This is a genomic window from Tildeniella sp. (assembly GCF_059505325.1).
Genome location: NZ_JCACKI010000024.1, coordinates 1 through 19,649 on the forward strand (window position 1 = coordinate 1; position 19,649 = coordinate 19,649).

Sequence of the window (19,649 nt, forward strand, 5' to 3'; positions counted from 1 at the left end):
CAGCCAGCAGGGTGGGTACCATCAAGACACCGAACCAACCTACGTACAGGCGGTTATCGGTGCTGGTCACCCAGTTGCAAAACTGGTCCCAGACGTTGACGCTCTCGCGTCTCTGTAAAGTCGTAGTCATGGTGGTTATGAGTGCTTGGTTTAACGTATTTAGCAGTTTTACCTGCATGTTTAGTAGTATAAACCGAACATTGCTTTTTGTAAAGTAGATGCAACAAAAGCTAAGGTAGTTCAGTGTGTTAATGTTCTGGACAGCCTGTGAGCAAAGCCCCAGGCTTTGTAAATCGTCCTTAACGTGTGTCTACTTTTATGAGAAAACATCGTTACAGCAACGTCATCTGAAGCGCGCTCATCGATCGCTTTTTGATTTAAAGACTGGCAGAACACTATTGCCGCTTTCTGGCGAGTGGTTTTACTTGCTCAGACTTTGCTTCATAGTGCTCAGCGCTTGCTCAATGTCTAGCTCTACAAAGCGATCGAGCGCGAGATAAACCCAGTGGTAAGACCGCTGTGTATCTTGAAACGTTTTTTGAAAGCCCAATGCCAAACGCAAGTCTTCGTAGAGAGGATGCAGGATGAGCGAGTAGAGATCACAGAGGTTGGGAAAATCTTGCTGCATCTGTATTAGCGTCTTACGGCTGTCTTCCAGCAACAAGTAGATGTTCTCGCTTTGAAGGTAAGGGGTATCAATGACCCAGGAGCGGATATAAACAGATGTGCAGTCTTGATCGCCGACAACCGCCATTGTGAAGGGATCGATAGTGACATCAGAGGACAGATAAAAGCTCTTACTCGGTGCTTGAAAGAAGTGAACTTCCGATTCGCTGGTCACGGGGTAGAGCACTGAAATACCCACTGGGTTGAGATTGTCAGACCGACGAAGAACCCGCAACCCGTGGGGATACTGTTGTGCCCAACTGCGTAACGCTTTAGCAATTTTGTGGGAGGCTGTAGCAACGTCTTTCATCAACTCCGCATAGGTGCGGGCGATGAGATTTGCGATCGGGATCGTATCTGTACGGGGATTAAATGCATCTGGAACAAGCGTGACGGGTGTCTGGGGCTGAAGACGTGTTTCTAGCTCTGGAATCGAGCGGATCTGAAGGCAAAGGGTTTGTCCATCGAACTGCTTTTCGAGCAGACCGAGTGCCACGAAGCGATCGATCATCATGCCAGCAGCGCGATCGCTCCCTCGATCCTGGTTGCCATAAAACAGTTCTGCGGCTTCTCGATGCGTACAAGCGATTAAACCATCTGTTGAATGCAATTGCCTGAGTGGTGGCATTAAGCGATCGCTAGACAACTGCCGTTGCTTGAGCAGCAGGTATGCCCAAAGACGGACAAAATATTCTGCTCGACGACGCGTCAAGCCTCCGCGCCCCATCAGCATCGACATGTAGAGGCGTTGTTCTGCCAGCGGGAAAAACCGATCAAGCGACTCCGGGTCTAACCGATCATCAGATTGGGGCACAGGCTTCAGAGAACTCATTGATTTGCCAGATATGGAGAGAGGACGAGTACTAACGATTTTTCTTGAGCGTTTGACAGCGGCTCATGGCGTGAGAACGGTGAAGAGTACCCAAATGGGTGAGTCCGTTCATGAACGTTAGACCGACAATAAGGAACATTGGTGAGTCGCTGTGCGGAATCTGAAAGCCGTTGGTGAAGCTAAAAGGTCAGCGTTTGAAACAATCGATTCTGCTTTTAGATGCGGGCAGAGCGGTTTGATTCGGTGTCCGGATCAGGAGTCTCTTGAGACTGAAATGGCAAAAGTGTCCAAGCAGATTGATGTTCAAGCAGATTGATGCGATCGCCTCTGTCACAGCCTCTTTGCTAAAAACGAAGATAGGCGCTTAGGGCTACAGCTATATTGCTGGCTTGAGTTCATTATTGACCAACTGGAGGCTTCTTACAATCCGGAAGTGGAAAAAACTTCACCTCACTTCGGATTAGTTCACCCCTCTTCGGATTTGTGCATTGCAAGTGAGCCTGCTTCGGCGATCTGTTGCGGGCTGCGGATTGCTCGTTGCGTCTTCATCAGGGGAGCAATCAAAATAGCGGCATCGTTTGTGGAGTCTGATCGATGACAGCCCCCCTACTGTTTGCCTCTTTAGAACCACCCTTTCCTGGTTCGCTATTTAGCCCTCGCACCACTGAAAAAGCTGGTAAGCCTTCATCACGTCTGACAAAACATGCCTCTGGCGACCCACAGAAAGGTGCTAACGCACCATCAAGCGAAGCAACCACGCTGAACTTGATCCGGAGTAGTCTGCTGGAGTCGCTGAATCAGGGTGTAATTGTCACGTCTCGCACGATACAGCCGTTGTACTGGAATGCCAAGGCGCGATCGCTCTGCCAGTATCTGTCGGGCAGTGAATTTCCGCCACTTGAGTTGCCACCAGCAGTGTCGGAAGTTTGCCATCGGCTCATGCGAGAGGAATCGAGGAGCGATCGTCCCTTTGTCATGGAGTGCCAGACATCAACCGGTCAAACCATCCGCATCAGCGCTCGTTGGCTTGATCTAACGACTCAACGAGATGCAGGTCTCCAGTCATCTGATCAGGGTCGGCAGCACTATATCCTGGTGTTTTTAGAAAACTGCAACGACCTTTTGCAGGAGGAGCTACGGATCGAGCGTAAGAAGTATGACCTGACGGAGCGCGAGGCAGAAGTTTGGATGTTACTGCGGCAAGAATATTCTTACCAGGACATCGCCAGAATGCTGCAAATCAGCCTTAATACGGTCAAAACGCATGTGAAGAATGTCTATGCGAAGAAGCGCAGTTGCCAGGGACGTGAAAAGTTCTGGTGCTGCGATTAAGCGCTACCGCAGGAGTTAGAAGTCCGGAGCAGGAGTGAGAAAGGCTTAACTCTAGCTTGTGGATTGTCGGGATGGGTCAATCTGACATTTAAAGAACACGGAAACAACGCGATGAAACTTGAGGAAAGGTTAGCCTGTAAGGTGGCGACGACAAACTTTCCAGGGGTCTTGGTGCCCCATCGATCGTCTGATCGGAGTACCTGTATCTAACATTGCTCGTTTCAAGCCTGCTGTATGAATGCTAAAACTGCGACGTATAGTCCTGCTTATACGCTGGTGCCGACCTATGAGTGCTTTAACCGTTGCAGCTACTGTAATTTTCGGACTGATCCGGGCAAAAGCGATTGGCTAACTCTGGCTGATGCAGAAGCGCAGCTACGATCGCTCCAACATCAGGGTGTCATTGAAATTTTGATCTTGAGTGGCGAGGTACATCCTCAGAGCGATCGACGATCGCGCTGGCTCCAACATCTCTATGAACTGTGCGATCTGGCTCTGTCGCTGGGCTTTCTGCCACACACTAATGCGGGACCGCTGAGCGTTGTTGAGATGGCTCACCTGAAAACCGTCAATGTCTCAATGGGCTTGATGGTAGAGCAAGTGACACCGAGCCTGTTGCAAACCGTCCATCGCCATGCGCCAAGCAAGCGTCCAGAACTCCGCTTGCAGCAGCTTGCCCAAGCGGGTGAACTCCAAATTCCCTTCACCACAGGTCTACTGTTAGGTATTGGCGAGACCGAAGCGGATCGTTGGCAAACATTAGAGGCGATCGCGCAACTACATCGACGATGGGGACACATTCAAGAAGTCATTTTGCAGCCCTATAGCCCTGGACAAACGGAAGCATGGGCAAGTACAGCCTTTTCTCCCGCACAATTGCTTGCCACGATCGCAGTGGCTCGACGCATTCTGCCTGCTGATATTGCACTGCAAATTCCGCCGAATCTAGTTTCGCGATCGCAATTACTTGCCTGTCTGGACGCTGGTGCAAGCGACCTGGGTGGTATTGGACCACATGATGAAGTGAATCCGGATTACCCACACCCGATCGATGCTGAACTGGCAACCAGTCTGGCTTCTAGTGGTTGGAAGCTGGTACCGCGACTGCCAATTTATCCACAGTACGATCAGTGGCTGTCGATCGAGCTGAGAAACGTGGTCGAGGGCTGGCGAAAGCGGCTAGGAGCTTCGAGAGTGCAGGTTTAGAGAGAGGGGATCAGTGTGTCTATCAGCTTGCTTCTTAGGCTCTAGGCTTCTCGTTCTTTTGTGGGGTGGTGGCACGATCGTTCGTCGCCAATGGCAAGACTACACGGCTCAAGATGCGGTTATCGTCTAGTTTATAGAGATTCAGTTCGCCGCCAATTTGCTTCATTAACGATCGGCAGATGTGCAGATGTTGTCCTGGTGGTTGATCAAGAGTCGATGGTGCTAATAGATCAGTAGCCCGCCCGGTTTCTAGTTCGGTCAGCAAGCGTGGCTCCATTTCGCCGCTGTCGGTGATGGAAAGTTCGAGCCAGTGGTTGTCGATCTGACGGCACCACAGGTCGATGCGTCCACCCACATCAGACCGTTGGCAGGCACTCAGCAAGACTTCATGCAGCACCAGCTCAATCTTGGTAATATCGCCACTAATCGTAAGATTGGTTTCATCGTGTACCTGAGACCAGAGCTGTTGTTGCTTCATGAGTCCGTCTACTCGCCCTAGCGATCGCTTGAGCAAACTAACCAGCGAGAGCGTGCGGAGTTGGGTTTGCAGTCGCCACTGCTCTGTCTGTATCAATGGGGAAAGTGGAGCAACGGCATCGTTAAGCTGGCGTAAGATCTGCTGGTGCCGAGTGCTGAAAAGGGGATCTTTAGGGTTGCCAAGGTCTTGGAGGCGCTTCAGATTCGGGAGGAGCGATCGGTACAGTTCCTCCAACGATCGCTGCTTGTACCAGTTCAACTGCTCCAGCGCTTCACGCTGAGCAGACAGTTTCTGGGTCAAGGTCAGGTAGCGACGTGACCAGGCTAGCTGGCTGACGAGGGTACCCAACGCACTGAGGTGCCGCTCTGACCACTGACGATCAACCCCATCAGCAATCAGCACAATGCCTGACGGTTCGTGGTCTGGAGCGGTTCTCAAAGCGATCGCCAACAGTTGACCGATGCCAGATCCGGTGAGCCACTGGCGTGTTTCAGCAGGAAGGTCAGCGATCGCTAGCGGCAGCACGCCATCGCTTTCTAGCACCCACTGAATCAAGGCATCCGTGTGGACTGGGATCACTGCATCGACTTTGATGGTAAACCGATCGCTGCTCCAGATCGGACTGACCACTCGACCGCTGGTTTCACCTGGCGACCAAACAACCAGCGTTGCTAGAGGCACCTGAAGTACTTGAGCAATGTGTTGCAGCGCCGATCGTTCCAGAGGCTCCAGTTGGTGCATTTGCTGAATCATCGTCAGCCCCCACTGAATGGTTTGGTTGACCTTCTGCTGTTGCTCATTTTGTTTTTGCAGTTGCCACTGATGCAAAATCAGCCCCAGTTGCTGGCTGACAACCCGCACCAGATCATGCTCAGGGCGACTCCAGGTACGCGGGCTTTCATGACAAATGACGACCAGCCCTTCGAGGGGGTGTCCAAGTGAGACATTACAAAGCACGAGCGATCGCACACCCAGTTCTAGCAGGCGATCTTGCCATGCCAGCAGGCGCAAATCACCATCCAAATTTTCGATGCCAATAGTGTCGCGGCTTTTTTCCAGCAGTTTCCAGTCAGCTTCGTTGAGTGTGCTAAGTGGTGCAGTCAGCGGGCGACGATTCGCTGGTTGGCTTTGATACGCAAGGTCAAACGTGCCCTGTTCTGAGTTGTAGAGCAAAACCAAAAAGCGATCGGCTCTCAAACGTTTGCAAACTTGTTCAGCCGATAGGGTGAGCGTGGCTTTCCAATCCTCTTCGCTGTAAATCGAACGAGCAATTTCGGCAGTGAGGACGCGATCGCGCTGGATCTGGTCAATAGTGTTCTCCATGTCATCCAGGGGCGCAATCAGGGCGATGATTTGCGCTGCACCGCGCATGTAGCTTTTCTCTTCGTCTTCCCAGATGCGAGGTTCACTCCCTTCCACTGCCAGAAAACCCAGCAGTTCGTTCTGAAACAAGATTGGCGCTGCCAGGAGCGATCGCGCCCGCATTTGCTGCATCAGGCGGCTTGTCGTATCTGCTTTCAGGGAACTGTGTGCCTCGCCGATCGCCACCAGTTGATCGGCGAGCAACGCCTGATAAAAACTGCTCACTTCTTGCGCGGTGATGCCTGAGGCGAGTTGGGTTGCCTCACTGAACCCTGCCGCCTTTTGACGATTGCTGATACGTCGCCAGAAATACCGCCGCTCGCGCTCAAACCAGTACACATTGGTGCGCGTTGGCTGCACAAACTTATGCGTTTCTTCGACAATGGCTTCTAACCGAGCACCCAAACCAGTGAGCGATCGCAGCTTCGTCAACAGTGTCAGCAATGGTTGATCGGGGCGCTTGGTTTGCTGTCGCTGCCACTCGGCTTCAATTTGATAGAGCGCTGTTGCCAGTCCGCCCAAAACCATTGACAGCCGAGCTTTTTCGTCCGATCGCGGTGACGCACCCCAGAGGGTTGAGCCTAGCAGCGTAACCCCAAAGCACCGATCCTTGTAGCGAATCGGGAAAATCACTGTTCCTTGCACGTCACAAGTTTGTGCCACTTTGCGCCACTCACCAGCCCGCAGTTCCTGTCGCAAATCTGGAACTGCCAGCGGACGTTGCTGAATGACGACCTGTTCTAATAGCTCACCAGGGTTCAACAAAAACCGCTGCTTGAGGAGCGGTATCTTGCCAGACGGCGTTGTTCCACCCTTACCATACAGGCGATGCTCCAGGCGATCGTAGAGACCAATCCAGATCAGGCTGTAGTCAAACTCAGCTTCAAGGTAATTAAGGGCGGTATCAATGAGAACATCGGAATTTTCTTCTTCCCGCAAAATTTGCAGGACTCGCCCCAGGGCAACCAACTGTTTATCGTTGGCGTTTGGCTCTTTTGGTGGAACCATTGAGTGCAGTGATAGGTACGCCAATACAACGAATATGAGCGGAGCAGCTTGCGTCAGGCAAACTACTGGCAAGTAATCAGTTTCAGGTAAAAAGTTACACTGAAATCAGGTGGGCAATGCAACCAGAGTAGACTGCCGCCACCTGTAGGAGCGTTAGTAATCATCCTAGTTTGTTTTCGAGGGTTCAGTGCAAATGCAGAACGTTCAGGCAGAAAGCAACGCTTGAGGTATGGTAATGCTTACGATCGCACAGCACAAATGGTTCACACACCGCAGCTCTAAAACATATCTAGCTTTAAAACAGTGGACATCTATCGATCTGTCATTCGTCCAGCGCTATTCTCAGGGCTAAAGGCAGATCCAGAGTGGTTGCATCAGCAAACGCTGAGCGCTCTGGGTTGGCTCGATCGCCATCACCACCAGCCTCCTGCTCACTGGCTTCAAGCTCAGTTAACCAAAGCCTATTGCCTGAAGGACGATCGCCTAGCGCAATCGCTCTGGGGCTTGCGGTTTAGCAACCCGATCGGTCTAGCCGCTGGGTTTGACAAAGATGGGGTTGCTTCTGGCGTTTGGTCGAGCTTTGGCTTTGGCTTCGCAGAACTCGGTACCGTGACCTTCACTGCTCAACCTGGCAATCCAACCCCGCGACTGTTTCGCCTACCGTTAGACAATGCCGCGTTAAATCGCATGGGCTTTAACAATCAGGGGGCAGCACTGATGGCGGCAACGTTGCGGCAGCGGTGGGAGTCAGCAGTCAGCAGTCAGCAGTCAGCAGTCAGCGGTCAAAGCTCTTCCCCCACTCCCCACTCCCCACTCCCCACTCCCTTCCCCCTCGGCATCAATCTAGGTAAATCTAAACGCACTCCGCTAGAGGAAGCAGCGGCAGATTATGTGGGTAGTTTTCGCTTGCTCAAGGACTGGGGTGATTATTTTGTAGTGAATGTCAGTTCGCCGAACACGCCGGGGTTGCGATCGCTTCAGGCAGCCGATCAGCTCGAACCAATTTTGGCGGCACTTCAGCAAGAAAATGCTGAGCAGAAACCATTGCTGATCAAAATCGCACCTGATTTAGAGTGGGATGCGATCGCTGCGGTCTCAGGACTGGCTCAGACGCACAAGCTGGCGGGCATGATTGCCACTAACACCACCATTCGACGCGATGGGTTGAAGACGCAAGTGCTGCGATCGACGGGCAAGTCGGTACTGGAGGAAGCGGGTGGGATTAGCGGTGCCCCTTTAAGGCAGCGATCGACCGACGTGATCCGGTTCATCTGGCAAGAAACGCAAGGCAGGCTACCGATTATTGGCGTTGGCGGGGTGTTTACGCCAGAGGATGCCTGGCAAAAAATCACGGCGGGAGCTAGCTTAGTGCAAGTTTACACGGGTTGGTTTTACGAAGGTCCTGAGATGGTGCGCCGCATTTTAGAGGGGATACTGCAAAAGCTGGAGGAGCGAGGATTGACTTCATTGGAGCAGGCGATCGGGTTCAAGGAATAGCGCTTAGGGCAAAAGCCTTTTAGGGCATTGCTGAATGCAAGTATGATTTGCCCTCATCTCCGACCCTTCTCCCCAAGGAGAAGGGAGCTAGAAGTCTTGTTCCCTCTCCTTTTGGGGGCGTTGCAGAATACATGTATGAATTGCCCTCATCCCCAACCCTTCTCCCCAAGGAGAAGGGAGCAGAGACGCTTGTCCCCTCGCCCTTTGGGAGAGGGCTAGGGTGAGGGCAACCCAAGCGCTTCACACCCAGATCCAGCAACGCCCCTTTTGGGAGAGGGCTAGGGTGAGGGCAGCTTTGAGCGCATGTGACTATGGCGATACATTGCTCCAACCGGAGGACGGCAGGAGCAGACAAGACAGGCTAGCTTGAAGTGAAATGCTGCTTTTCAGGAGGGCTAACCCAATGAAACGTGTAGTCTATGCCTTTTCTACCGCGATGGCATTCACGCTCGTAGCGGCGAGTGCCTCGTTGGCTCAGTCAGTGCCTCACAGCGATCGCCTACCGCCATCCAAACTACAGCAATTTTCGCGGGACTTGACTCCTTCTAGCGCCCAGGACTTCTTTAAAGCCGGACAGACGGAGTTGGAACAAGAGATCCGGCTGTTGACTCGTCCGCGATCGCCTCTTAGTGAGAACGTACTGACCGTTCGTCAAGGCACACAAGCGCAACCAGAGATTAAACCAGAGCAACCCGTTGCTTTACCACGCAACTAACGACATAGAGGAGAATTGTGTTGCCAAATTGTTAGCACTTGTGTGAGCGACTCTCTAAGAGCTTGCTAAAAAATAACGGCACACTTTTGGATTAGCTATCAGCTATCAGCTATCAGCTATCAGCTATCAGCTATCAGCTATCAGCTATAGCGATCCGATTTGATTTGTGAAAGTGATGCTGGGATAGCTTTCAGCACTCAGCGCTCACGTTCAAGCTGACGGCTGAGGACTGACGGCTACAGACCATGCTGTTATTTCTGTACAACTACCTAAGCTATGAGTTTTTACGCTGGCATTGATTTCGGGACATCGGGAGCACGCCTCGCCGTTATTGATGCCGAAGCGCATCTGTGCTCTCAAGCAAGCCGTACCTTTGGCACCGTCGCAGAGTCAGAACTGCTCGATTGCTGGCAGGACACGTTGTTCTCACTGTTAGGAGACATCGATCGCGCAGAGCGGCAAAGACTAAGGGCGATCGCCATCAATGGCACCTCTTCTACCGTATTACTGTGTAACGCAGCAGGACAACCTGTGACAACACCACTTCTCTACAACGATGCACGTGGAGCGTCAGAAGTGGACACTTTACGACAGTTATTTTTGCAAGCGCTCTACACTAACGCTCGCGGTCAGCAGATTGTGCTGAGTGCCACCTCTAGCCTGGTGAAACTGCTGTGGTGGAGTCGGCAGTCCGTCTTTTCGCAGGCGCGATACTTACAGCATCAGGCAGATTGGTTAGGGTTTCTGCTGCACGGTCAACTAGGCATGAGTGACTATCACAACAGCCTGAAGCTGGGCTACGACGTTGCAAATTTGCGCTATCCAGATTGGCTGACCGATTTAGCGATCGCCCCCCTTCTACCCCGCGTCGTCGCACCAGGAATGCCGATCGGAACCGTGCAGCCAGCTATTGCCAAGAGATTCACTTTGCCTTCTGACTGCCAGGTTTGTGCAGGAACCACCGACAGCATTGCCGCGTTTCTGGCAAGTGGAGCAGCACAACCGGGAGAAGCCGTTACCTCGCTGGGATCAACACTCGTGCTGAAGTTGCTCAGCCAAACGCCAGTCGAAAACAATGCTCATGGTATCTATAGCCATCGGCTGGGCGATCGCTGGCTGGTGGGTGGAGCCTCTAATACAGGTGGCGCTGTCTTACAGCAGTTTTTCACCCCAGCAGAGTTGGTGGATTTGAGCGATCGCATTCCCGTTGCGCAAACGAGTCCATTCGACTATTACCCGCTCACGCAACCAGGAGAGCGCTTTCCAGTGAATGATCCCCACCTGTTACCGTGTCTAGAACCACGACCCGCCGATCCAGTCGCGTTTCTGCATGGACTGTTAGAGAGCATGGCGCGGATTGAGGCGGAAGGCTATCGACTACTGCAAGCGTTGGGCGCAACACCACTACAGCAGGTTTATACGGCAGGTGGTGGGGCACGTAATGCGGCATGGACTGCCTTGCGGTTGCGACAGCTTGGCGTTCCAGTGAAGCGATCGCAGCAACCAGATGCTGCTTATGGGACGGCGCTACTAACAATGACTGCATTTACGGGCAGGCAATCGCTGTAAGCCTGAACAACTACGTGCTCAAGAGAGCGTGAATCGAGAGCGTAGCTTTATCGTTGTTTGCAAAACACTTAGGATCGTGGCTTTAATCAAACCACATACTTGCGTAGACTCCAAGGCTTGTGATGCGTTACGGCTCACGCCTGACACATCCTACAAAAGCCAATCTTATTTAATTCTCATTCCTTAGCATTTCCTTACGGTCTGTCTTACATGAGCCTGAACCAGTTGGCTATGATGTCCGCAACATCGAAAAAGTGTAGAGATATCAGCAATTATGCTGAGAAGTTCACGGGTTTTGCTCATTGAAATCAGGTAAATACACGCATGGGTTTGCATGAGGCTGTGTCATAGGCTGATTACACTGTATGACATCAGCGGTGTCGTTAGTCAGTCGGGCACTGCTCTACGATCGACCTTCTACAGATCGGCAAGGGATTGATCGCACCATTCGCTATGTACCTGCCGCTTTATAGACGTAATACCAATTCTACAAAATCGCCCTACAGATTCGTTCTTGCTGCTGACCGCTGACTGCTGACCGCCAGCCAAGGGTTGAATCTGTAGCTACAGTTTATAGGAAAGGTATAACAGCAGCGTTCCGAGGGCTTAAGCAGTTTTGACAACCTTTATCCCATGCCGCCAATGACTAGCAAATCGATGACGTTTCGGTTTCCAGCGCTGTTGGCACAGGCGATCGAAACCCAGGCAAGAGCAACAGGCAAAGACCGAACCACAGTCGTTGCCGAAGCACTAGGGCAGGCATTCGGCTTGTCGTTGCCATCCAAAATGCCAGTGACGATCGAAATGCTTCAGCAGCGGCTGGAAACGGTAGAAAGCAGTATGACGCTCCTTTCTGAGCAGCTTTCCAGCCTACAGAAAATGACCTGTACAGATACCAGTACTGTTTATCGTCTTGAACTCCTGGAACAATTTAGCCATTCGCTGAGAGCCTTACTTGCAACATCGCTTGGTGAAGCCTCTATCAGCCTGTTACCGCAAACGATCGTTGAAATCAGCCAGCGCAGTCAGCGTACGGATAGTTCGCAGCAAGCATTAGAGCCGGGTCGACTGCAATTGGCTGCCCGGTTAGAGCCTCAAACCGACTTAAGGGAGCGCATTCTGGCAACCATGTCAGCTCCTGTTTTTGTCTGCGATCGTTCACGGCGGTTGCTCTACATCAATCCGATGGGGGTGCGATCGCTGGGGTTAGAGCCGCATAATGCGCTTCAACAAACCATACAGGCGTTTGCTTTACCACCAGAGACAACCGCACAACTAACAGTTCAATTTGAAACCGTGTTTTTAACCGGGCAGTCCCTTACCAGTGAAATCAGTTTCACAACGTCATTGCATGGGATGCGAGAGTATGAGTACACTCTCAGTCCGATTCAAGGCACAGTTGACCACATTGAGGCTGTCCTTTTTAGCACTCAAGAAATTACAGAACGTAAGCAGGTAGAAGCCGCATTGCAAGCATCGGCAGCAAAGTATCAGCATCTATTTGAGTCTACAAACGACGCGATTTTGATTTTGGATGCTTTGACACGACGCATTTTGGACGCAAATACGAACGCCTCCAGGCAACTGGGATATACACGTCAAGAATTATGCAAGTTGAGTCTTGATGAGGTGGCACCACTGTGGGGTACAGAAGTGCTTTCCGAGCTATCGCAACGGTTGAGATTGCACGGCAAGTCTTTCTTTGAACACGTGTTGCGCCACAAAGATGGTACAGATATTCCAATCGAGCTTAGTAGTCGCCTGATTGAGTATGGCGATCGGCTAGCGATTCAGAGCTTTATACGCGATTTAAGCGAAGCGACGCATCACGATGTCAGTCTTCACTAACTATTCTTCACTAACTGTTAATAACATCCCGTCAACTTGTGCGCTCGACCTTGAACGTGCTCACTGATACTTGCAGCGCTTGAGCAATGCCAACTGTTTGTTGCAGTGAAGTGGTTACTTGCTGAGAGGCATGAGCGGTTTGGTGCGATCGTTGCGCTAGCTTTTGCATCAACAGCGCCACAGCCTGGGAGATTTGCGTTTGTGAAATGGTTGCTTCTGAAATGGATTGCACAAGTTGATCGGTTTGCTTTGAGAGGTAACGGAGTTGCCCCAAATTCTGCTTCGCATCTTCAACCAGTCGAGTACCTTCCACCATTTGCACCGTACTTTGCTCCATTGCTTCCAGCACCTGACGTGTTTCCCGCTGAATGTCGTCCACGATTTGCTCAATTTCTTGAGTCGCCGATGCTGACTGTGCCGCGAGTTCCCCAACCTCTTCGGCGACAACAGCAAACCCCAAGCCGTTTTCGCCTGCTCGTGCTGCCTCAATGCCTGCATTCAGCGCGAGCATGTTGGTTTTCAGCGCGATTTGATTGATGAGGGAGATGACTTTCGAGATTGCCTGCGACGATTCACCCAGACGTTTCATTTTATGAGCGGTTTCAGACATCGTTTCGCGTAGCTCGAAAATGCTGTGAACGGTGAAGTCGATCGCCACCTGACTTGCCTCTGCTGTCGAAGCAGCCGTATGGGTAACGGCGGCTGCCTGATGGGCACTCTCTGCAACCGCCTGGATCGACGCGTTCATACGATCAACAGAGCTTAACGTTTGGGTAATGTCGTCTGACTGCTGGAGTGCTTCAGCCGCGAGTTGCTGAATGGTCGTTTCGTTTTCGCTCAGTGCGGTATGAACTTGCGTTGCCGTTTGCTGCACCTGCACGACAATTTGCCGCAAACTTTCGACGATCGCGTTGAAGAAATCAGCCACGGTGCCAATCTCGCCAGCAGTCACATCTGCCCGCACAGTCAGGTTGCCCGATGCCGCCCCTTCGACCTGGTCTAGCAAAACCACCAGTTGCCGCTGCAAGATTTCTCGCTGTTGACGCTGTTCGTCTGCCAACTGCTCAGCTTGCTGACGCGATTGATCAAGCTGGTGCAAAACGCCCTTGCGATCGAGGGAAAGCCCAATCTGAGCCGCAACTTCTTTAAAGAAGGTGATTTCCGGCTCCTGCCAGGAGCGTGTCCGCGAGCACTGATGCGTCACCAGCAAACCATGCAGCGTACTGTTCGCCAGGATCGGCGCAACCATGTTGGCTCTGACTTTAAAGGGTTCCAATTGCGCCAGATGGCATTCGGTGAGTCCAGCGTTGTAGATATCTTCCAACGTTTGCACACGCCCCTGCTTGTATTTATCTACATAGTTTTCGGCAAAGCACGGGTCTGCAATCATCGTGCCAAGGGCGCTGGGATACTGATGCTCTACCGCTTCTGCAACAATCGTGCCTTTCCAGGCTGCGTCAAACAGGTACACGATCGCCCGATCCGTCTTCAGCGTCTCTCGCACACCTCGTACCGTCGTGTTGTAAAGCTCCTGGTCACTCAGCGTCGTCCGAATGCGTGAGCTAATATGATAAAGCTGCTGCGCTCGCTCAGTTTCAGCATTTTTCTGTGCCAAAAACGTGACCCGATCAAGGGACAGCCCAACCTGGATGGCAAGCTCCTTCAGAAAATCAATTTCACCGGGATTCCAGCGATGCGTCGCTACGCAGTGATGAGCAATCAGCAGCCCATAAAGCTGATCATCCTTCAGGATGGGGGTGACCAAATTGGCTTTGATTTGCAGCCGCGTCATCAGCTTTAAGTGCTCTGGATGAAACCCTGCGTTAAAGACATCATTCGTCGCTACGACTCGCCCCTGCCGATAGGCTTCAATTAAGCTGTCGCTGATGCAGGCATCTTCGATTTTGTCTTCCAGGGCGATCGGGTAACCTGGTGTCACCGCTTCAGTCGAGATATAGCCACTCCAATCAGAGAAAAAGCGGTAGATTACCACGCGATCCACGTTCAACGTTGCCTTCGCACCTTGAACCGCCTGTTCTAAGACTGACTCTAAGTCTTGCTCCGTCCGCGCCCGCGCCCCTGCAATCTGACCGATCAGGCGGGTTTGTCTGACTTCAGTTTCCCGCTGGTAGGTTTGGTCAGCAAACTGTGATTCAGCCGCTACTGCGCTATCTGCCAGTTGGTTAAACACCTGAGCGATTTTGCTAATTTCATCCGTTGCCGTCACCTCGGCACGAATCTCATGCGCCCCCAGAGAGAACATTTGCGTATCTTGCTGTAGCCGTTTGACGGGTCTGGCGATCGCCCGATAGAGCAATAGCAGTACGCCTGTATGGGTTGTCAGCACTAGCGCGATCGTCCATAGCTGCTGCTGCCAGACAAGTTGACGTATTGTTTCAGTCCGTTGCTGCTTAGCGGTTGCCGATTGCCCTGCACCAGCAGCCAGTTGCCCCTGAGTGATTGAGGCAGTCAACCATGCCCCCGCACCCGCAATTCCCACAATAGACAACACTCCTGATGTCACCCAACCCAGCAGGTACTTGTGTCGTATGGATTGGGTCCCGAACCATTGCCGTTGCGATCGCGGTTGCAGAGAGTTAGCTCTACTTTGGTCAGAGCTGAGCTGAGGCTGCGATCGCTCAGAGTCCTTAGAAGGATCAGGCTCATCAACTGGAAACGCTGGCTGCACTCGATCGGTCAATTGGTTTGTCATAAAAGCCTCATCTCAGATCTCATCAATAGTGGTTGCAAAATTGGCTGCAAAATTGGTCTATGACAGTGCTCGCTCAAGTGAAATACACCCGACACCCGCTCCCCGACACCCTGATCTCACAGGCTGTATCGCCTTCAATTGAGGGAAGTCAGACCCACGTTTTTGCAGAAAAAATAGCAAAAGCAAGCACATGCCAGACTCTACGGCGCTCTCAGCCGCAAAATTCCCGCTATAAACTCTGTGGTGAAGCGTGACTGCAACACTCCATCCGCTCACAGTTGGCTGGAAAGACCTTACGCGCAGTCGTTAGCAAGCACTTGCTTACAAACTGCACGGGCAGCGGCGGAACCGCCACCAGTCAAAATCGCTAGAGCCACCGGACCTCCAACTGCTTTAGCGGCGATCGCCAGTTCCGTTGTCACTGCCAAAATGCAGTGATTCAAGTCATCTTCAGAATGCACCGTTGCGCCAGGATGCTCATCCTTCCAGGTTTGCGCCAAGAACACTGCCAACTGCTCCAAATGAGCACCAAAGTCAAATGCTTGCAATGCCTCACGAGGCGCACAATTAGCATGACCCCGCGTTAATTCCTCAGGTAAGCGTTCATCAAAATTGATGTCTGCATTAAAAAAGCTCATTCAACCAGTTCCTTAAAAACACCACCGGAAGATGACCCAGGTTTGAAGCGAAAGATAGATACCCCTGGTGATGCGCGGTTCAGTCGTAAGCGGTGGAAAGCTCCTGTTGCCGGATGATCCCCCAGCGAGCTAGCACCTTTGTACTACCAATTCAATGTGAAGCAGCATTAGATGTAGGGTGTGTTAGCGAAGCGTAACGCACCGGAAACCCCCAGCAATGATGCGTTTTGCTGCCACCAACGCATCCTACGGTAATGTGCATCTTTAGGTGAATGCGATGTAAGACCTGTATTACAGACTTGCATCTAGAGCCTACAACGACAGAATAATAATCCGCCATAGTGTAATCCTGTCTTTACAAAATCTTTATTGAGCTAACTTTTTCGACAAAGCACTTTTACTTTAGGTGAGTAAACTTGCTGTAGATAAATTCAAACAAGAGATACTTCTAGACCCTCAAGCTTTAAAGCTCCACCCCTGATTAAAATGCTCGTGGCTCTCTCAAAAAGCTCAATCAAATAAAACTTGAACCATACCTGACTCAAGAAAATAGTTCCAGATCGCCAATGCTAAATCTCCTTCAAACTCTAATTTCTCCACACTTCTAAGATGTCCAGCTTTTACTCTAGTTTGACCATCTACTGAACCTTCTGGCAACATCAAACAAAGGTTAACGAGAGGGATGTCTTCCTTTTGATCCGCTGCTGCATAGGCACTAAGCCTGACTGTGGCAATGCATTCAGTGTTAATGATTAGATCTGCAAGTCGAATAAATGTCAAGTGAACTCCATCGCCAACTCTGAAGAAACAACGTCTATGGTGGATGATCTATTCACACGTATGACGAGCTTTACCCTTTGCATAACCAGGTTGTTAAACCTATTATTTTAAGATTTTATCCTTATTGGATAAATAAACCTTCAGCCAATTCGCTCAATCATTTACAAGTACTTCAAGACTGATGCTTTGAGCTGATTTGGAGCGTTGCATATAGTTGTATGTAACAGTGCTACAAGCCGTCAACCACGAATTTAAGTCATAGGTTTGGAATCCGTAAGACTCGTAATACGAAGCAGCAAATATACCCACCGTGTTGCAGAATAGCATCGAAAGCTTTCAACATTGTCCAGACATAAGGCTGAATCTTATCCAACATTCTGCTGAATCTGGCTAAAATTTTAGGCGATCGCTCCCGCAGCAATGCCCTTTGCCTATCTGTAGATTGGCGGTTCCTATGCTTATGACAACGCTTTCACTACGCTGGCAAGCCGCTCAATGAGTTGGTCAATCTGGCTAGTTTCGATCGTCAGTGGTGGCGACAGAGCGATAACATCGCCTGCGGTACGCACTAGAAGCCCCTGCTCAAAGCAGTTGACCAGGCATTCGTAGCCCCGAGCACCAGGCTGCCCGGATGATGCTAACTCAATGCCAGCAACCAGACCCAGATTGCGGATGTCAATAAGATGGGGCAAGCCTTTAAGGGAATGGACGGCATCTTCCCAGTAGGTTGTCAGACTGTGGGCGCGTTCAAACAAGCCTTCTGCTTCGTAGATATCCAGTGTGGCTTCGGCAGCAGCACAGGCAACGGGATGACCGGAATACGTGTAGCCGTGGAAGAGTTCGATCGCGTTGTCAGCCCCATGCATAAAGGCATCGTGAATGCCCTGCCGTGCAAACACGGCACCCATCGGAATCGTGCCATTGGTAATGCCTTTTGCCACCGTCACCAGATCGGGCAGTACGCCAAAATAGTCTGTTGCAAAGCTCGACCCCAACCGACCAAACCCCGTAATCACCTCATCAAAAATCAGCAAAATGCCGTATTTATCGCAGATAGCGCGTAGGCGTTCCAGATACCCTTTCGGCGGCACCAGCACTCCCGTTGAGCCAGCCAGCGGTTCGACAATAACAGCGGCGATCGTCGAAGCATCATGCAACGTGACGATGCGCTCCAGTTCATCTGCCAGATGTGCGCCCCATGTAGGCTGACCGCGCGTGAAGGCATTGTGTTCAAGGTTGTGCGTATGCGGTAGGTGATCAACCCCCGGAATCAAGCTGCCGAAGAACTTACGGTTGGGCGCAATACCACCCACAGAGATACCGCCAAACCCAACGCCGTGATAGCCTCGCTCTCGTCCGATCAACCGTGTACGCGTGCCTTCTCCTCGTACGCGATGGTACGCTAACGCAATTTTGAGGGCAGTATCGACTGACTCGGAGCCAGAATTGGTGAAAAAAACGTGGTTGAGATCGCCAGGAAGCATTTTGACGAGGCGATCGGCAAGCGCAAACGGACCTGGATGCCCCATTTGAAAGGTCGGCGCAAAATCAAGCTGCATCACTTGTGACTGCACGGCTGCGGCGATCGCTTCACGACCATGCCCTGCATTGACGCACCACAAACCCGCTGTACCGTCGAGTACTTCACGTCCATCAACGGTGGTATAGTACATCCCTTTCGCTGCCGCCATCAAACGAGGCTTGGCTTTGAACTGCCGATTGGCGGTAAAGGGCATCCAGAAAGCGTCTAGGGACGAAGGGAGTGGGGAGTGGGGAGTGGGGAGTGGAGTCATTGGCTGATCGGTTTGCATCACGATTACGGGTGTGGCTATCGGCTCGCTTGGAGCGGTGATGGATTACAGCCTTTTATCCTGGCATGAACCGCTCGCGTTACTCCGTCACAGTTACATATCTGTAAGAAGGGCAGGTGTAAAAAGGGTAGAGTCTACAGCCGATATTGGCGATCGATTTCACTAGCAGCCCGATGAAGCAGCGAATGACGATAAACTAGCGTGTGTAAATCATCGGCATAGCCGCCACCAATGACGCACGCGATCGGGTAATTCTGGGCGACACACGTACCGAGCACTTGCATCTCACGCCGAAAAAGCCCTGTATCCGTAAGACACAGCTTGCCCAGCCGATCGTCCAAGTGCGGATCGACTCCAGCGTCATACAGCACCAAATCTGGCTTCACTTTGTCTAAGACATCAGGCAAGTAATCCGCCAGCGTTTGTAAATACGCCTCATCTTCCATCCCTTCGGGTAGCGGCACATCCAAATCGCTCTGTTGCTTAGTGCCCGGAAAATTGACCTCACAGTGCATTGAGAAGGTGAAGACGCTGGGGTCATCCTGAAAAATAAGCGCGGTACCGTCACCCTGATGCACGTCTAAATCGACAATTAATACCTTCTGCACTAGATTCAGCTTTTGAAGAACGCGGGCAGCGATCGCCAGATCATTAAAAATACAAAACCCCGAACCGTAGCCAGGAAAGGCATGATGCGTGCCACCTGCCGTATTACACGCCAAGCCATACTGCAATGCTAATTGGGCAGTGAGCACACTACCACCCACCGCGACACACGTTCGATTTACCAAAGCGGGACTCCACGGCAACCCAATCCGCCGCTGCGCTTTAGCATCCAACGTCCCGTCACAATACGCCTGCACATACTCTGGTGTATGCACTAACTCTAGCCACTCCTGCGGCGATCGCTCTGGTGTATGAAATTGCGACACCTCCGCCACACCATCCGCCAGCAAGCGCTCATACAGCAGCCGAAACTTTGCCATCGGAAATCGATGACCGTCTGGCAACGGCGCGACGTAGTTTGGGTGGTAGACGATCGGTAGAGGCATGGGAGGGGAGGAGCGAGGAGTAAGGAGTCAGAAGCAGAGGAAGCAGGGGGAGAAGAGGAAGCAGGGGGAGAAGAGGAAGCAGGGGGAGCAAGAATAACTCAAAGCTTAAAACTCTCATCCTTTAGCCTTTATTTTTTATCCC

At 51.6% G+C, this 19,649-nt stretch carries 13 protein-coding genes and 1 pseudogene; 6 read left to right on the top strand and 8 right to left on the bottom strand.

Features of this window, described 5'->3' with window-relative positions; translation table 11 throughout:
* Window positions 1-130: pseudogene (locus AC5JO6_RS09935) on the bottom strand (photosystem II q(b) protein); the annotation flags it as partial.
* 291 nt (window positions 131-421) lie between these two features.
* On the bottom strand, window positions 422-1,480 hold the full coding sequence (locus AC5JO6_RS09940) for a hypothetical protein (protein ID WP_496080904.1): 1,059 nt from the start codon (window positions 1,478-1,480) through the stop codon (window positions 422-424).
* A gap of 612 nt (window positions 1,481-2,092) precedes the next feature.
* Here AC5JO6_RS09940 and AC5JO6_RS09945 point away from each other — a divergent pair.
* Window positions 2,093-2,830 (top strand): helix-turn-helix transcriptional regulator, encoded by a 738-nt coding sequence (locus AC5JO6_RS09945; protein WP_496080905.1) that lies wholly within the window; start codon window positions 2,093-2,095, stop codon window positions 2,828-2,830.
* Between the two features lie 234 nt (window positions 2,831-3,064).
* Entirely contained in the window at window positions 3,065-4,036 is a 972-nt protein-coding gene (cofG, locus tag AC5JO6_RS09950; RefSeq protein WP_496080906.1) for a 7,8-didemethyl-8-hydroxy-5-deazariboflavin synthase subunit CofG, read from the top strand.
* 34 nt (window positions 4,037-4,070) lie between these two features.
* Here cofG and AC5JO6_RS09955 read toward each other — a convergent pair whose 3' ends face one another.
* Window positions 4,071-6,884, bottom strand: coding sequence for a sensor histidine kinase (locus AC5JO6_RS09955; RefSeq protein ID WP_496080907.1), 2,814 nt, complete (start codon window positions 6,882-6,884; stop codon window positions 4,071-4,073).
* Window positions 6,885-7,187: 303 nt separating this feature from the next.
* Between AC5JO6_RS09955 and AC5JO6_RS09960 the strand changes: the two genes are divergently transcribed.
* From AC5JO6_RS09960 to AC5JO6_RS09975, 4 genes are all read left to right on the top strand, one after another.
* Complete coding sequence (locus tag AC5JO6_RS09960) at window positions 7,188-8,381, top strand: quinone-dependent dihydroorotate dehydrogenase (protein WP_496080908.1); 1,194 nt, start codon at window positions 7,188-7,190, stop codon at window positions 8,379-8,381.
* 403 nt (window positions 8,382-8,784) lie between these two features.
* Entirely contained in the window at window positions 8,785-9,096 is a 312-nt protein-coding gene (locus AC5JO6_RS09965; RefSeq protein WP_496080909.1) for a hypothetical protein, read from the top strand.
* Window positions 9,097-9,372: 276 nt separating this feature from the next.
* Window positions 9,373-10,665 carry an FGGY-family carbohydrate kinase gene (locus AC5JO6_RS09970; protein ID WP_496080910.1) on the top strand — a complete coding sequence of 431 codons (1,293 nt, stop codon included), beginning with the start codon at window positions 9,373-9,375 and terminating at the stop codon, window positions 10,663-10,665.
* 642 nt (window positions 10,666-11,307) lie between these two features.
* Window positions 11,308-12,513 (top strand): PAS domain-containing protein, encoded by a 1,206-nt coding sequence (locus AC5JO6_RS09975; RefSeq protein WP_496080911.1) that lies wholly within the window; start codon window positions 11,308-11,310, stop codon window positions 12,511-12,513.
* A gap of 31 nt (window positions 12,514-12,544) precedes the next feature.
* Here AC5JO6_RS09975 and AC5JO6_RS09980 read toward each other — a convergent pair whose 3' ends face one another.
* From AC5JO6_RS09980 to AC5JO6_RS10000, 5 genes are all read right to left on the bottom strand, one after another.
* Window positions 12,545-15,226, bottom strand: coding sequence for a GAF domain-containing protein (locus AC5JO6_RS09980; RefSeq protein ID WP_496080912.1), 2,682 nt, complete (start codon window positions 15,224-15,226; stop codon window positions 12,545-12,547).
* Window positions 15,227-15,519: 293 nt separating this feature from the next.
* Entirely contained in the window at window positions 15,520-15,864 is a 345-nt protein-coding gene (locus AC5JO6_RS09985) for a hypothetical protein (protein WP_496080913.1), read from the bottom strand.
* Between the two features lie 510 nt (window positions 15,865-16,374).
* A complete protein-coding gene (locus AC5JO6_RS09990) occupies window positions 16,375-16,644 on the bottom strand; it encodes a hypothetical protein (RefSeq protein WP_496080914.1) in 270 nt (89 codons plus the stop codon).
* A gap of 458 nt (window positions 16,645-17,102) precedes the next feature.
* The gene (gene aptA, locus AC5JO6_RS09995) at window positions 17,103-18,455 is read right to left on the bottom strand and encodes an omega-aminotransferase AptA (RefSeq protein WP_496080915.1); all 1,353 of its coding nucleotides are present in this window, start codon (window positions 18,453-18,455) and stop codon (window positions 17,103-17,105) included.
* Between the two features lie 134 nt (window positions 18,456-18,589).
* Window positions 18,590-19,507, bottom strand: a complete 918-nt coding sequence (locus tag AC5JO6_RS10000) for a histone deacetylase family protein (protein WP_496080916.1) — start codon at window positions 19,505-19,507, stop codon at window positions 18,590-18,592.
* Between the last annotated feature and the right edge of the window lie 142 nt (window positions 19,508-19,649).